Annotated in this window: 8 protein-coding genes and 1 pseudogene; all 9 read right to left on the minus strand. The window is 36.9% G+C overall.

All coding sequences use genetic code 11. The features are described from left to right. Nucleotides 1-17: 17 nt before the first annotated feature. Nucleotides 18-3,581, minus strand: a complete 3,564-nt coding sequence (locus tag N824_RS20150; protein ID WP_048906955.1) for a TonB-dependent receptor — start codon at nt 3,579-3,581, stop codon at nt 18-20. A gap of 164 nt (nt 3,582-3,745) precedes the next feature. Beyond that, complete coding sequence (locus N824_RS20155) at nt 3,746-4,792, minus strand: FecR family protein (protein WP_048906956.1); 1,047 nt, start codon at nt 4,790-4,792, stop codon at nt 3,746-3,748. 27 nt (nt 4,793-4,819) lie between these two features. Beyond that, nucleotides 4,820-5,452: pseudogene (locus N824_RS38600) on the minus strand (RNA polymerase sigma factor). A gap of 66 nt (nt 5,453-5,518) precedes the next feature. Beyond that, nucleotides 5,519-6,598 carry a multiheme c-type cytochrome gene (locus N824_RS20165; RefSeq protein WP_161662345.1) on the minus strand — a complete coding sequence of 360 codons (1,080 nt, stop codon included), beginning with the start codon at nt 6,596-6,598 and terminating at the stop codon, nt 5,519-5,521. A gap of 104 nt (nt 6,599-6,702) precedes the next feature. Then, nucleotides 6,703-8,229 carry a cellulase family glycosylhydrolase gene (locus N824_RS20170; RefSeq protein WP_200869917.1) on the minus strand — a complete coding sequence of 509 codons (1,527 nt, stop codon included), beginning with the start codon at nt 8,227-8,229 and terminating at the stop codon, nt 6,703-6,705. Between the two features lie 292 nt (nt 8,230-8,521). Beyond that, entirely contained in the window at nt 8,522-9,925 is a 1,404-nt protein-coding gene (locus tag N824_RS20175) for a glycoside hydrolase family 30 beta sandwich domain-containing protein (protein ID WP_048906959.1), read from the minus strand. Nucleotides 9,926-9,991: 66 nt separating this feature from the next. After that, the gene (locus tag N824_RS20180) at nt 9,992-11,527 is read right to left on the minus strand and encodes a RagB/SusD family nutrient uptake outer membrane protein (protein ID WP_048906960.1); all 1,536 of its coding nucleotides are present in this window, start codon (nt 11,525-11,527) and stop codon (nt 9,992-9,994) included. 11 nt (nt 11,528-11,538) lie between these two features. After that, on the minus strand, nt 11,539-14,670 hold the full coding sequence (locus N824_RS20185; RefSeq protein WP_048906961.1) for a TonB-dependent receptor: 3,132 nt from the start codon (nt 14,668-14,670) through the stop codon (nt 11,539-11,541). Nucleotides 14,671-14,889: 219 nt separating this feature from the next. Then, entirely contained in the window at nt 14,890-17,805 is a 2,916-nt protein-coding gene (locus N824_RS20190) for a triple tyrosine motif-containing protein (protein WP_048906962.1), read from the minus strand. Nucleotides 17,806-17,878 lie beyond the last annotated feature (73 nt).

Raw genomic sequence — 17,878 nt, forward strand, 5'->3', positions numbered from 1 at the left:
CTTAAACCGTTAGGTAATTAAAACTGTAAATTTAAACCCAGTAAAAAAGTCCGTTGACTTGGATACGAACCATCATCAACCCCGTAGGCTGTTTGCTGTCCTGTTTCACTTGAGGTTCCAACTTCCGGATCTACTCCTGAGTATTTTGTTACTGTGAACAAATTGGCCGCAGAGATATAAACTCTTAACCTGTTTACACCCAGCTTTTGAAGCTTATTTGAAGGAAGTGTATAACCAATCTGCACGTTTTTAAGTCTCAGGTAAGATCCTTTTTCTACGAAATAAGAATTAGGGACACTGTTTGTGCTAAAAGATTGGGTTGTTTCCTGTATTGGTGCCTTTGCATTCTGATGCGAGGGTGTCCATGAGTCATAAAGAGCTGTGTGGCTTTTTGCTCCACCAAAAGAAGGCACAAAATCTGTCCACCATTTTACCTGATTCCAAATTGAATTACCTTGAACACCATAAAAGAAAGCACTAAAGTCGAAGTTTTTAAAACTAGCGCCCAGGTTAAGCCCGTAACTGAAATCCGGATTTGCATTACCTAAAAAGGCTCTGTCATCGGCCGTAATCATTCCGTCGCCATTTACATCTGCGTATTTAAACCTGCCGACTTTAACATCATCCTGATAAACAGTATTTGGATCACCAGTAACAGACTGGGCTTTTGTATTTGCAGCTTCAATTTCATTGTCTGAATTCCAGAATCCCGCTATTTTATAACCAAAGAATTCACTAACCGAGTGTCCTACAGCATTACGAATAATACGACTACCATCAAATCTTCTTGAATCTACGTCGTAATAATCCACATCTCCAGATACTTTTTTTATCTCATTACGGTAGGTGGTAATTGTAGCCGTGGCATTAAGTTTAAGATCGCTTCCTATATCTTTATGTCCTGTTAATGAAATATCGAACCCATCGTTTTTCATTTGGGCTATGTTAACAAATGGCACAGTTGCAGCTCCAACAGTTCCAATCATTTCTGGATTGTACAAAAGGTCACGAACATTTTTCTGGTAATAATCAGCAGAGATCTCTATACCGCCACCAAATAATGTTGCATCAAAACCAAAGTTTGAGTTCACATTTTTCTCCCATTTAGCATCCGGATTTCCGGTTTGGTTTTGAAAGAATCCTGCAACCACAGCATTTCCGCCACCTATTGCATAATAAGACTGGCCAATTGAACTGCCAAATGTTGTAAAGGAGTTGGCACCGGAAACATTTACCTGGTTACCCATAATACCCCAGCCACCTCTTATTTTTAGATCCGTAATCCATTTCACATCGGATAAAAAGCTTTCTTTTGAAATCCTCCAGGCAGCACTTACTGCAGGAAAAACTCCATAGGTGTTTTTCAGGAATTTAGATGAACCATCTCTACGGATAGTAGCTCCGATAAGATATTTATCATTAAATGCATAATCAACACGCCCTATTAGTGAGAACAAGGCATCAGCAGTTCTTTCACTAACAGTTTCCATTGGGCCACTACCATTCGAAAGGTTTGTATAATCGGGATCAAATGAAAAATAGCCTTTGTTACTTCCGCTCATGGTGCTATACCGGTTCTTGTTGTACTCAGTTCCTACCAATACCTTTAAACTATGAAGGTTAAAAGTTTTGTTAAATGATAAGGTATTTGTCCAGGTGTATTCTAATCCTGTATTTGAAGATTCGGCATAACTGTTACTAGTTGTATTCTCTGCATTTTCATATTGAGGAAAAACAAATGATCTGGATGCACCTGAAAATGAATCGGCACCAAATGCAGTCCTAAGTGTTAAAAAAGGCAAAATATCTGCTTCTGCAAAGATATTTCCAAATAACCTGTTGTCTGTTGCCTTATTATCTTTAGTACGATACAGCATGGCTACCGGATTATAGGCATCGCCCAATTTCCCGCCATAACCACCTGCGAAATTCCCCATAATATCATATACAGGTATAATAGGTTGCTCTCTAAAAGCATGCCCTATAGCATTATCACCACTAAGTCCGTCTATTTTAGGATTATTTGTAATGGTATAAGCTAAGTTCTCTCCAACCCTAACATATTTTCCAATGTTATATTGAGTATTAGAACGCACTGTATATCTTTTTAGATAAGTTCTATCTAGTGTTCCTTTCTGATTGAAATAATTTGCGGAGAAAAGATAACTCCCCTGATCTGAACCGCCACTTACCGAGATGTTCTGGCTGGTTATTGGTGCCGGATTAAATATTTCATCATACCAGTTCGTTCCTGCCTTGTTTGCTCTATTAATTCTGTAAAAGTTATTGTACTCTTCATCAGAGGTAAATAAGGGTTTTACATTATATAAGGATGGATTTACAGATGGATCTCCCTCTTTAGCTCCTAGTGGATAAATATAATCAGGCAATACGTAGGTTGGACCATTTCCATATAGGGGGTCATCAAATTCAGTTTCTCCGGTATTTGTTTCAGCAAGTCTTTTCAGATTTGCCATCTCCTGTGGCGACAAAATATTCCAAACGTTTCCTGTTTTAGGTCGCTGTGTACCATAATAGGCATCGTATTGTACCTTTACTTTATCCTTACCTTTTTTAGTACTGATTACAATAACCCCATTTGCTGCACGCGATCCGTATATTGAAGCCGATCCTGCATCTTTTAATACTTGCATCGATTCTATATCATTCGGATTAATATCGGCTACATTGAGCGTTGGAACCCCATCAACCACATAAAGTGGATTGTTGTTACCAAAAGTATTTACTCCTCTGATACGCACCTGAGGTTCTTCTCCAGGTTGTCCGGACCCCAAAATGGTAACCCCAGAAGCCTGTCCTTGCAAGAGGTTATTTATGGATGGGCTGGGTTGCTTAATCATGTCGGCAACATTCACTACAGAAACGGCTCCGGTAAGGTCCTTTTTCTTTTGTGTTGAGTATCCCAGAACAACAACTTCACCTAATGAAGTTTCTTCCTCGACAAGTTGAACACTTAAAGTGCTCTGCCCATTAACCGGAACCTCTTTTGATGTAAAACCGATATAAGAGAAAACCAAAACAGAATTAGCATCAGGCACACTAATGGCAAAATTTCCATTTATATCTGTAATAGTAGCCGTTGTAGTCCCTTTTACTTTTACACTTACTCCCGGCAATGTTTCACCTTTTGTTGAAGTTACCTTACCTTTAATTGGAAGAGGAGGCTTATTGGTATTTGGTTCATTAATCTTCTTAGACATATCTTTATCGTACAGAATAATTCTGTTGTCAATTACCTTATAGAAGATACTTAGTGGATTTAATGTCTCGTCAAGGATATCTCCAAGTCGTTTTTTGATATAGTTTGCTGATGTTTTTCGCTCAGACTTAATTACCGATGGACTATAAATAAATTTAACTTTTGTTTGGTTTTGAATTTCATTTAATATCTCGGTTACCTTAGCATCATTAATGCTGATGGAAATTTCTTTATTCAATATCCCCTGAGCACCGGCATTTTTTGCTGCTGCACCACATGTGAATAGAACTACAAGAAATATTTGGGCTATAGATATCCTCATTGCTGTTTTTATTAAAGCAACAAATCGCTTTTTTTTCATAACTTTAGGAGTTTTGTTCGTTAATATGAAACTTTTCGTACAGAATTCTTAACTGGCAATGTCCCGCAACATTGTCAGTTTTTTTTGATCATTTGGTTAGTAAAATTCTCTTTTCTTCATAAGCTGGTTTGGTTAGGTTTTTAGTTCTGGTTGATTTTTAGGTTTTATCTTTTTTCTTTGATGACTATTTTAGTCTCTTTTACCTGGTAGGTTGCCTGAATAGATTCACATAGAAAATCTAACTGGCTGTATAAGTTTTGTTCAGAGAGGTCACCGGTAAATGTATAGCTGTACAATTCTTTGTCTTCCACAACAAATTCAATCCCATACGATTTTTGAAGCTGATTTAGTACATCGGCAACACGGCTGTCATTAAAGGAATAGCTCTCTTTTATAGGTTGCTTATTATTTTTTGCTATTGGTAAAGGTTTATCAACAAGCGTGGTTGCAAATGTATTTTCGGAGGCGCTATAAACAGTTTTCTGATTTGGGGTAAGTACCACTCCTTTACCTGATTTTAAGAGGTCATCAATTTTAAAGGAAAGGCTCCCCGAGTTTGGAGAAACAATTACTTTTCCTGTTTTAACCGTTACTTCGGTTTCGCTTGCTGTACTATTTGTTTTTACAATAAAGCTGGTTCCTACAACTCTTGTAATTACATTGCTGTTGTATACAAGGAATGGTTTGGATGGATTTTTACTGATTTCAAAAAAGCCCTCTCCCTCAAGCGTGACTTCACGGACAGTTTTGGAAAAATGTTTAGGGTACTTCAATAAAGATTTTGGTTGCAGGGTAACAGTACTTCCGTCTTCCAAACTAACTATCATGGGTATAGCACTATTATTTGAAATAGAATTAATATTGTTTGCAATTGCAGCAACAATGAATTCAGGTTTTTTACTATCTACTCTAAAGAATATATAGGCGGTAATAATTACAAAGCCTGCAATTACTGCAGCAACGGCAGTTATTAAAGTCCTTGATGGTTTATTTTGAGGCTTAAGTTTACGAACAGGAGTTTCTGTGATGGCACTTTCATGTATTCTGTCCCACAGTTTCTGCTCCAATGCACTTATTTGGGTTGGGGCAGTATCTTCCATGTCATGCTTATCAAGCATTCCATACCATTTTTCAATAATTTCCTTTTCTTCATCTGTACACCTGTTCTGCAGGTATCTTTCCAGTAATAGATGAAATGCTTCTCTGCTCATTTTTATAGCTTTTAAACTATATGTAAGCTAAGNTMGSMMKNAKCSYYRWRNTARKKWWARARWRWANGAWMTYKRTRGWMRCMKWATMAWWRMAAMMAAWWGAAAYWGGTACTYTTTAAKNATWWWACMSAAWWSAWWWMWRYKMTTKSNNAATKTKAKMYYCAAYKGNCTWTYYMRNGAKMTATGRARMTGNTMANGATRTAKYYTYMMNCCGNATCRRTRWWMARKYYGKCTCATCCTGAATACTTCGGCAGTTTTTTTTGGAAGTAGAGCAATCCCCCTGGCCAGTGCATCAGATAATTCATTAAGCATCAATAGATAATCGGTATTGTTTACTACCCCATAATTTGCAGAAGCCTTTACGTAATTATGATAGTTTTCCTGAACTAATAATGATTTGTAGTGATTGATGATGCAATATTTTAAACTCCCGAAAAGATAAGCCCCTAATGAATTTATTGTTACTGTTTCTCTTCGTCTCCATAGTTCTACAAAGAGATTTTGTGTTAACTCTTCGGCAAGCTCTTTATGATGTACTTTCTTATAAGCGACCTGATATACCTTTTGCCAGTACCGCAAATACATTTCCTTAAACGCATGCTGGCAACTTCCTTTGAAAAGAACAATTAATTCGTCATCAGATAAGAGCCTGTAATCCATGAATTTAATGTCTGCTTAAAACAAATTTAACAATATAATTCAAACCGTGACACAAAATTTTTACACTTAATATATTGCTATGCGGTGTGACCTAAGCATATACGGACTTACTTCTGACATGCCAGCCTGTTGAAAGCTAATTGCCTTAGAAGGTTTTAAAGGCATATGGCAATCAATACAATTGGTTTTTACCATAGCGTTTTCCAATGTTTTCTGTGTATGTTTTATGGTAGCGTGACAACTTATACATTTTTTTGAATACAATGTTAAGCTTCCTTTGTTCTGATCATGGGGGCTATGACAGGTGGAACATTCGAGAGAATTACTTTTAGTAAAACATTTACTCCCCTCAAGCATCTGGTTTTGCTGACCATGAACATCGAGCTGGGATTCCTGAGCTGATGACACATGTGCATAATATTGTTTAATATCTTCCCCTGGCTTAAAGGAAAATGTAGATTTCAGTAATTCTGCATCATTACCGGAATGACAGATACCACATGCATCAACTCTTTGTTTCCTTGTAAGTGTTTTGTAAAGCACCATAAATTTAGCCTCCTTCTCATCAGGATTTTTCAAGTGGAATTCGACATGTTTACCTGCTGGTCCATGACAGCGCTCACAATCAATTCCATAAACAAGAGAAGATTTCAACATTTCGTGAGAAACAATTAAACTGCCGTTATTTGCCTTATTACTTTCTATAAAGGAACTATGACATTCTAAGCAACGTGAGTCTATTATTCTTCCAAAATCCGGGCTGCTTGTTCGCAAGCCCGGACTGTTAGCCCATCCATTTATTTGCTTAAAAAAAGAGAGCGGAAGTTGTCTTAATATATTCCCTCTCCATGAGGCATAGGTATAAGCATTTTTACCTGAACCAATAGCAATATCAAATCTTTTAGCCAGATCTTCTTTACCATTAAAATAAACAACCTGATAGACACCACTATCTCTTTTTTCTATGGAAACTTTTAGGTTTTTATCATACTCATAAACGGAATCAGTACCAAGGTTGATCTGATTATTATTCTCTACCGGGCTTGAAGCAGCATAATGAGCATCATTTAAATAAGAACTGGAAATATCTTTATGACATTGAACACATGTTTTTGCACCTGCAATGGATGTTTCTGTTGCTTTCATATTTTTGGAGGTATCCATACATCGGGAGAATAGAATCACCAAAACAGCTATGACACTGAACACAAGGAGTAAACGTCCTTTACGCTTCATAATTTAATTTGCAATTACATTTGTCTAATAAATTGAAGGTAATTAAAATTAAAATAACCTGTATCTGCCAAAACCTTTATACTTTGTTTTCCTTCTTTGAGTGGAATATTCTTTATTTCTATTGTTTTAAAAGTTTTCAATCCTCCGGTGCCGGATATCTTGATCTCTTTTGCGATGAAGACTCCATTGGAAGCTAAAGAAATCCTTCCTTTCTTGTTATCTGAGGCGACATTTAATTTAATTGTATATATTCCTTTTTTCTCTACATCGACAGTATACTGAAGCCACTCTCCTGATTCAATATTATTAACATAGTAAGATTCATATTTGGTACTGTCTTTTGCAATATCCACCCCATCATTTCTATAAATTCTTCCTTTGTTTCCTGCCGTATATTTTCCGGTAGAGACGTGGTAGTCTGCCGTATCTTTATCAAAATAGGCAACGCCGTTTCTGCCCAAATCATAATCAACTGCATTCACAGTAGTGGTTTTTCCAACAATATGCTTTTTAAAAGGTTTGGTTTCTGCAGAAAAAGGCTGACGGATCATTGCGTCAATTACATCGTAATGAATAATGGTATTTTCAAATCTTGCATACGTAGCAAGTTCCATTAACCCACTATACACATTGCTTTCTTTAGGTTTATTTCCATTTCCATTTATATAACTTACAATATCATTATAGTTCAGGTTAGATTTTATTTCCATTGGATTGTTAGCTCCTACTTTCTTTAGAGGCCACCATGCCCAACCGATATTATTGGTTTCAAATAAACGAATGGCCTCTGTAAACCAGACATTTGAATTCTCTCCTGTCTCACCTAGCCAAATAGGAATATTATACTGATCCCTTGTCTTGATCATATTTTCCGCCGATGCCTGATCATTATAGCTCCAGTATTTATGAAAGCTTAGAACCATATTATTGTCCCACTGAGGGAGAATGCCATTGTAATTATTACCCCAGCCATTACCTTCAATTATAATAATGTGTTTTTTATCAACCTCTCTTATTGCCTTTGTAATATCAACCATTAATTTCTTTAATGGCTCATTCTTTTTTTCGTTTATCCCATTCTTGTCTTTTGCAAGATCTTCAAATCCCCAGTTAGGCTCGTTTATGATATCATATCCTCCAACCCAAGGCTCATTGGCATATCGCTCAGCTAATTTCCTCCATAAAGCAATCGTTTTTTCCTGATTAGCCTGACTATCCCATAGTGACGGTTTTGAGGGATCTCGATCTGAAATATTTAAATCATTCCCCTGTCCGCCAGGGGCTGCATGAAGATCTAAAATTAAATACATTTGATTTGCCTTGCACCATGAAAGTAAAGAATCTGTCATCGCAAATCCTTTGTCAAGCCAGGTATTTTGTCCCTTTACAGATTCTTTTTCAATAGGTAACGTATAGAGGTTATAATGCATTGGTAACCTGATTGAATTAAAGCCCCATGCTTTCATTGAATCGACATCAATCTTTCTCGTATGATTGGCAAGCCACAGGTCATAAAATTCCTGAGTTTGTTTCTCCCCCATTAACTCTTCAATTCTTTCCCGAMKACGMTMTTNCYGAYCTTNNCTTTATTTATTTTTAGCATATAACCTTCCTGGAGCATCCATCCCCCAAGACCAACGCCTCTTAATAATACATTCTCGCCCTTTTCATTTACAATCTTCTTTCCATCTGCTCTTAAAAAACCCTGTGCCAAACCAGACGTAGAATACAAAACAGATACCGCTATTATAGAAAATAGCCTTATTAATGATAATTTTTGAAACATAAAAAGAGTATAAGTTAAAATGTGTGTTAAGTTATTTTGAGGATATATTACCAGATATAAGTTGCAACATCACCATTACCAAGCGTATCACTCAGTAATTTGCCATTAAAGCTAATATTAAACGTCTGCGCATTCTTCCCACTATTAGCAACTATCAGAACTTTTTTCCCATTAGGGGTTTTAAATGCAACATTAGAAAGGTCTTTGGGTTCGCTGGAAGCAATACGCAGAGAACCAGGTCGAACAAATTTAGATGCATGCGCTACCGAATAATAGGCTAGGTTTCTTGTTACTTTATCTTGATTTATTGTAACTGCACCCTGGCACATCGGACATCCCCCTCTATCTGTAAAAGGTTTATTTTCAGGATCTGCTGCTAAATTCCATTCCAAAACATTTCTACTCCAGTTTCTTGTAGCTCCTATAATGAGTCTTTTAATAGGCGATAAAATATTGATTCTATTTTCATTTGGATCCTCAATAACCATTTGTTCCGTAAAATAAATATTCTTGTCAGGATGGGCATTGTGCACATCAGTCAATGCCTCAATTTCACCACCGTAAAGATGAAAAGCTGACCCATCAATGTATTTCCTGGCATCAGGGTCATTTAGAATCGTAATTGGATAATCCGGACGATCTGCATTATGGTCGTAAATAATAATCTTCGTCTTTAAACCCGCTTTCTGGAAAGCGGGTCCCAGGTTGTTCTTAATAAAGATTGCCTGGTCAGGTGCCACCATCAGCAGGCTTGGATTATTACCAGGATGAAGTGGTTCATTTTGAATAGTAACAGCATCTATATGAATTCCTTCTTTGCCCATGTCCTGAATATACCTGACAAAGTATTTTGCGTAAGCTTCATAAAACTCAGGTTTTAACATCCCCCCTCTTGCATCATAAGATGTTTTCATCCATAATGGCGGCGACCAAGGTGACCCCATTATTTTGATATTTGGATTAATAGCCAGTATTTCTTTCATTACCGGAATCACATCTATTCGATCAGGGCCCAAATCAAATTTGGTTTGCTCTAAATCTGTTTCTCCCTCAGCTAAATCATTATATGAAAATACTTTCTCATTTAGATCTGAGGCACCTATGGTTAATCGTATATAGCTAACACCAATGTTCTTGCCATCAGTAGCAAATAATTCCTTCAACAAAGCGGCCCTTGCTTTAGGACTCATTTTAATAAGGTGTTGGGCACTTCCTCCTGTTAATGCGTAGCCAAAACCATCTATTGATTGGAAAGACGCTTTCTCATCAACTACGATGGTCGGGTTGTTATTATTTATTTCAGCAAATTTCAATGTTCTTTTCTGCTTTGTAAATAGAATTGATTTATCTGTTTTTGTAAGCCATAGATTCACATCATTTTGAGCATTTGTGGCAAATGAAATAAACGTAATAACCAGCCCTAGAATTGAACTGAGCGCTTTTGATCTCATAATTATTAAGTGATGTATATTAGAAATAGAAATAAGAGGTGGATTTTTCATCCACCTCCTGGAGTATTATTTAGTACCACCCCACTCTTTACTCTGAACTATCTTTGTATTATTTAGTTCACCATTTGGAATAGGTAATGTTTCATTTTTTCCTGCCACAAAACCTTTAAAGGCTAGTTTAGCAGGCGCAAGTCCCCAACGCACAAGATCAAACCAGCGTTGTCCTTCAGCTGCTAGTTCAATACGTCTTTCTTTTATTATGTTATCCATGGTAACGTCCACTGGTTTTAATCCAACCCTGGCTCTTACCGCATTTAAAGCAGCATAAGCTCTGCTTCCTGCTCCAACAGCACCTCCGCTTTTCAATACAGCCTCAGCTTCCATTAAGTAAGTGTCGGCCAAACGTATTTCATAAAGATTATAAGGGAAGTTAAGTTCAAGCTGTCCGCTATTGGCTTTGGTGGATACTCTGCCAGCATATTTCTCAACAAAATAACCAGTATTATCGTTGGCATGTTTATAAGTTACAATACCCGCCTTTTCAAGGCTATCTAAATTTGCAACTGTTGGTTTATTACGAGGATCAAAGTGAATGAGTGCAAAAAACTCTTTAGTAAATGGCATAACACTCCATCCGGAAACATAATCAGGGGCTTTATCAGGAATTAGAATATTATAGTTCCTTGGGCCCGACATAATCCCAGCCACATTACCCTCTCCACTACCAACATTACCCCAGCCCATATTTGAAGTGCTGTTATAGGAAATCTCAAGAATGGATTCGGAATTGAATTTATTAGCGAGTTTATACAAGTCCTCAAACTTGCTCATTAGCACATAACCATATTTACTAGGCGTAGTACCTGGCGAAGGACCGTTTACGTCTGCAAATTCAGTAGCAGCATCAGCAAATTTTTCCTGCCAAAGGTATACCTTACCAAGTACTGCATGAGCCGCTCCCTGGGTTAACCTTCCACCTTCAGTGTTTCTTGGAACCGTTACCGGAAGATTGGGAATAGCTTCTTTTAAATCCAATTCAATTTGTTTGTATACATCAGCAGGAGGAACCTGTAGAACATTATACCAGTCACTCGTTTCAACGGGTTTTAAAATAAGGGGTATGTTCTTAAATATCCGAACCAGATCGAAATAAAAAATAGCTCTTAAAGCTTTTGCTTCTGCAATATATCTGTTTTTGGTACTGGCATCCATTTGAATCTCCTCTACCTTTTGTAAAAATATATTGGCCCTGTAAACCCCGGTAAAACCTTTACCCCAAAGATAACTTGGTGCTCCGGATAATGAGCTTACTGTATAGTTATTCATTGCCTGCAAATCACCAAGATCAGATGGAGAATCACCTCCAGCGTAGTGATCATCAGACCCAGAAGAGAAAATATTTAGCTTGGTTAAATAGCCACCTGACTGGTTTCCAAATTGATCATACACCGAGATCAAACTACTAAAAGCCTGTTCAGGAGTTTTATAATAATTAGATTCAAGTATTCTTTCTCTCGGATTTACATCCAGATCCTTTTTACATGATCCCATGAACTGCGCTCCAATAAAAAGAGCAGCTATATATGTTAATTTATTTTTCATTTTGATGTTTATTAAAATCCAACATTTAATCCAACCATAAACGAACGTGCCTGTGGATAGATTCCTTTATCAACTCCAAATACAGTTCCTCCAATTTCAGGATCATACCCTGTGTAATTAGTTATGGTAAAAAGATTTTCACTCATTACATAAACACGTACTTTTTGCGCACCAATTTTTTGAATTACATTTTTAGGAATGTTGTATCCAAGCTGTAATGTTTTTAACCTGAAATAATCTCCCTTTTCAAGATACCTTCTTGTGAAATTAGTATTGTTTTTGTTGTCATCCTTTTCAACAACTCTTGGTATGGTGGTCGAAGGATTTGTAGGCGTCCAACGATTTAGGATGTCAGTTTGCCAGTTAGCAAATGTTACATCTAAACGACGTAAGCCTTGAAATATCATATTGCCCCCTGCTCCACTTCCAAACACTACAAAATCAAAATTCTTATAGGCCATATTTATTGTTAGGCCATAAGTATATTTTGGAATCGGGCTTCCCAGATAAGTTCTATCTGCTGCCTCAATCTGATTATCGCCATTTAAATTCGCGAACTTAACATCTCCGGGTTTTGCATTAGGCTGCAGCTTAGTTCCCCCTGGTCCGACATAACTATCAATTTCCGCTTGATTTTGAAAAATGCCAAGTGTTTCGTAACCATAGAATTCATTGAAAGAGTGCCCTATTCCTGTTCGGGTAATATTGCCCATCCCCTGAAAGCTTTGGGCTTCATCTTCAATAAATAATTTACCTGTGGCAAGTTTAGTTACTTTGTTTTTTAAGAAGGAAACATTTCCATTTACGCCAAGGTTAAATTCTCCGAATGTTTTACGATATCCAAGCTCAAGTTCCAAACCCTTATTTTCCATATCTCCAATGTTCTGGGCTGGGGCTCCAGCTACACCTAGATAGCTTGGGGGTGTTGGATACTGAAGTACTCCAACTGTTTTCTTTTTATAAACATCAAAGGCCACAGTAAAGTTGGTGAATATGGTAGCATCAAAGCCTAATGTTGTCTGCCGGGTTTCTTCCCATTTCAAATCCGGATTAGAGGGGGCTGCCGGGCTCCATCCTATTGAGCTGACATCTGTTGTTCCAAAAGTATAGTTCCGTCCACTTGAAACCAGGGCATTGTAAGCAAAATTGGAAATTTGATCATTACCTGTAACACCATAACCCCCACGGATTTTGAAGAAATTTATAACGTTATTTTCCTTCCAAAAATTCTCTTTGGTAGGCACCCATCCTAATGAAAATGAAGGGAAGTATCCGAACTTATTGTTGTCACCAAAACGCGATGAACCATCTCTTCTGATAATACCGGTAAAGAGGTATTTTTCGTCATAATTATAAGATATACGAGAAAATAAAGAGTTAACTTTATGAACTGTCCCATCGTTTCCATCTGCAGTTCTGTCTGCACTAACTGGTTTATAATTTAAATTTGCTTCTTCAAAGTTATTTGCAATAATATTGTTGAATGTTACATTTAAAGTTTTGACATTTTCATCAAGATAAATTCCCTGACCAACTATAATATTCGCATTATGCTTTCCAAACGTTTTTGAATAACTCAACGTATTTTCAAAATTGTAATTCAAAACATTGTTCCAATTGCGTACAAATGAATTTTTAGTTACGATGTTAGATGAGTTTAAATAGGCAACCGGATTAAATGCATCATCACCATAAAATGCAATCTTGGTTCCTAACGTTGATCTAAAAACTAAATCCTTAATAGGCTGTACTTCTGCAAACGCATTTCCAATTATGTTATGATCCCAGCCATAATTCCCAAGTTTTGTTTGAATATAAGCAAGAGGATTAATTAATTCCTGGCCAACCCAAGGTGATAATCCAAATGGATTTCCACTTTTGTCTCTTAAAACATTTGGTGTTGTATATGGTGGTTTTGAAATAAGATCCGGGTTGGTTTCAATCGCCGGAGTGGTTGGATCTAAACCAATAGCAGAACTCAAAGGCCCTCCAAATTCATTATTTGTATTACCTAAGCTGCTATTTACAGAATGGCTATATCCTAAATTCTCTCCAACAGTTAACCATTTTGCAAGCTTATGGGTAGAATTTAAACGAATATTCGCTCTGTTCCATTTTGAAATCGGACTTGCAACTATACCTTCCTGCTTTATGTATCCGAAAGATGAATAAAATGTAGATTTCTCTCCGCCACCTGCGATACTAAATTCATGGGTTTGTCTCCTCGCATCATTGTTAAATATAATATCCTGCCAATCGGTTCCGCTGCCTAATGCCGCGGGATTGGCAAATGGTAAAGTTGCATTAGGGTCTGTATTTTTTGCCGCTTCATTTCTAAGTGTGGCATACTCCGTTGCATTTAACAGATCCAAAGTTTTTGCGGGTGCAGAAGTACCGTAAAAACCATTATAGTTAATTTGAAGAAGTCCGGATTTACCTCGCTTAGTAGTTACAATGATAACACCGTTTGCAGCACGGGCTCCATAAATAGCTTGCGATGCTGCATCCTTTAAAACTTCAATAGATTCAATATCTGATTGATTCAGGTATCCAATACCTCCATTATCTACAATCACTCCGTCAACCACCCATAGAGGATTGTTGTTACCATCTTTTGCAAAGGTAGTATATCCCCTAATCCTTACTGTGGCTGCACTTCCCGGTTGCCCGTTGTTTGTTGCTATGGTTACTCCTGAAGTTCTGCCCTGTAAAGCCTGTTCGACCCTATTTATCGGCATGCTTTCCAGGTCCTTTGCTTTTACACTTGAAATTGACCCCGTAACATTGCTCTTTTTCTGCGTTCCATAACCTACTACTACTACCTCTCCTAATGCAGTAACATCCGTCTCTAACGCAATGTTAACAGACGAGCTATTAGTTACGGTTATTGTTTGTGAAACCATCCCCAATTGGCTGATGATTAGTTTTGACCCTACAGAGGGAACCGGAATCTTAAAATTTCCGTTGGCGTCTGTGAGTGTTGCTTTTGTAGTGCCTTGTAATGTTACGGTAACTCCTGGCAATGGTTTTCCATCGCTCTTGTCTGTTACCTTACCCGTTGCTGTTACTTCCTGTGCCATTGAGGCAAATGGAGACATAAGAAGACAGCAAACGAAGAAAATAAGTGTAAGACTTCTTTTCATACAATAAGATTTAGTTTAGTTTATAATTGGTTAATTTGGCTTCCACCTGGCGGTTTCGGCTAACTCAAATCTATACCTGGAAACGGTTTTTATAATATTTCCATACCACTACACTACCCCTACAAAAAGAAATTGAAAGGCATTATCACCATACGAGTACCACTACATCACCACTACAGCAAGAAACTAAACTCCTGATTTACAATACGGTTATTTTAATCAGGAGCCCTCAGCAGTTCTTGATATCTGGATAAGGAAATCATACAGATTAGTTTCAGACTGAATATGCAGTTTCTTCCTTAACCGATACCTTCCTACCTCCACTGCTTTTATTGTAATGTTCATGAGCTGAGCAATTTCCTTGGTAGAAAGGTTCATTTTAAGATAAGCACATAATTTAAGCTCATTTGGTGTGAGCTCCGGGAACTGATCTTTTAGCTTATTAAAGAAATTAGTATTAACAGTATTAAAATGGATTGAGAAGTTTTCCCAGTCCTGATCACTCTTTTCAACATCTCTTATGAGTCGGATCAAGTGTCGGAAGCTTGGGGAACTGTCGTTGATATCGTGATTTTTAATTACAGCAGAAATCACCTCTTTTATTTTAGCCAGCACCTTGCCTCTCTGTACCAAATGCATAGTCATATTAGATAGTTCTCTATTTTTATAATTTACATCGGCTTCCAGTTTTTCGTATTCTAAACGAACGATTTCCTTTTCGCTACGATCCATTTCAAGCTGATGAAGATAGCTTAACCTGGTCTGGGCTTTGATATGTTTCTTCTTTTGCCACTTAAAGAACATATAGATAACTACGCCCAGGAGCAATACATAGAACATGTACATCCATATCGTTTGATACCAGGCAGGTAAAATTTCAAAAGTATACCCCACAACTTCAGACTCGTTGCCAAAACTATTTCTGGCCCTAACATTAAATGTATACTTCCCCGAAGGCAGGTTAGTATAATCTTTCTCGCTTTTTTGCGTCCAGGACGACCATTCTTTATCAAAGCCAACAAGTTGATAACTGAATTCAATATTTGCCTGATGCTCAAATAGCGTAGAAGAATATTCAAAATGAAGAGAACTGTAGACGTTGGCAAGTTTTAAAACAGAGGACAAATCCTGAGTTTTTACCATTTTATCTTTATTCAGGAAATAACCACCAAAGATTGTACTATCCTTTTTACCAAAAAGCTTTACTGAACCAAGTAAAACATTAGGTTTTGGGATGTTTTCCAAATACTTAGCATAATTTAAATGATAAGCACCCTTATTGGCACCTATAAAAACATTCTCATCATTCAGATAATAAATAGATTCAAATCCACCTACTATTTTACCATCTAACTGAGGAAAATAATGTACTGTAAATGATTTTGTAGCTGTTGGATGTCCAAAATCTAATATTCCAACTTTTTTATCTGAGACAAACCATAAGTTTCCTTTAGAATCTTCTTTAAGATATTGGATTCGCATTTGCTTTAATGCTTGGCTAAGTAAGGCAAAAGGCTTAAATTTATCTTTTGCTGTATCATATTCATATACGCCATTTTTAGTTGCGACCACAACCCGATTCTTTATTTTAAAAATGTAATTATACAAATGTGAAGGCAGCCCTTGCTTATCTGTATAGATGGTATATTTTTTTATTCTTTTAAAATTTTCAGACAATTCAATTTTATATACCCCGTGATATGGATGCGATGCCCATAAATTGTTGTTGGCATCAAATGCGATAAACCTTAAGGATTCTGTACGCCCTTCAATTTTGCCCTGATTGGTAAAACTTCCATTTCTATAACTTATTTTCTGAAGGCCCAGATAGGTGCCAGCTATAATATCTTGTGAAGGATAAACCTCTGAAGTTGGTTCAAACAACCATGTTCCCGGCCGATTATATATTTGATGGGCAACATCATTTTCAATTTCAAAAAAGCCATCCTCATGCCCCATTAAAAGTTTGTTGTTGATTTCGCTAAGATTCCAGACCTGCCCTTTAGAGTTTTTAACTTCCGTAAATGCTTTGGTCGACAAACTTAAATCAGCAACACCAGTTTCAATTTCTGTTACATATAAGCCATTAGATGTTCCTATATATAATTCCCCATTAAAATTACGTATAGCATAGCTTGTTATCTGTTTATTCTTATCAGGAAATATGCTTTTTACTGCGCTATTAATAGCAACATAATCAATCCCATCATTCAGTGCTAACCAAAGGTTTTTGCTCCTATCAGTAATAAAGCCTCTTACATTGTTATTCTGTAGACCATCCTTATAGGTATATTTTTGCAAAACCTTTCCCTGTTTGTTAATAATTAGAACCCCTGCAGAGGTAGTTCCAATTACGTACTTATTACTGTCTATCCTATCAGCACCATAAATCCTGTCGCTATAAAATATCTGATCCAGGGCTGTTGGTTTAGGTATAAGTTTTCCCTTGTGCATTAAAAAAAGTCCATTTTTTAACGTGGCGACCAGCATGGTGTCTTTATTGTATTCTATTATGGAAGTCACCGCAGATTTTAGCAATGCCGGATCTGAACAATATGGTTTCCAGATCTCACCGTCATAAATCATTAATCCATGCCCTTTAGAATGAGCAAAAAACTGATGATTACTCTTACCTGCAAATTGCCATTCTATATCTGGTTTATAGGTTTTTACAACCCCATCTTTATAATAAAGAATAACGCTGGTTGTTCTGAAAACTACTGCATCATCTATAATAGCAACATTCCATATATCGGCAAAACTTCGGTATTTTTCGGGGATGAGAGGGATAATTGAATGATATTTCAGGATTCCATTTTTTTCTGGATAAAAATATCCGGCCTCATCCTGTCCCCCAATAAAGATCCTATCGTGCGAATCTATTTCAACAGATCTTACAGAAGTAAAATTTGGCAATTTAATAAGATTCCAGAATCGGCCGTCGAACGTTAGTAAGCCTTCATTATTACCAAAATATAAAATACCGTTCTTGTCTTGAGCAATATCCCAATTTTGCATTCCGGCTTTATACTGGTCATTATTATAGTTAAGTATTTGAGGTGTGCCAATTTGGCCCAGACCTTCAAAATGGGTAAAACAATATAGAATTAGAATGATTAGTAGAGTTTTCCTCATAAATTACAACAGACAAAAAATCCGGATTTGGTTAGCTACCCAAAATACGGATTTTTGATCAACATAGGTATTT

It is taken from the genome of Pedobacter sp. V48 (assembly GCF_000523515.1).
GTDB lineage: Bacteria > Bacteroidota > Bacteroidia > Sphingobacteriales > Sphingobacteriaceae > Pedobacter.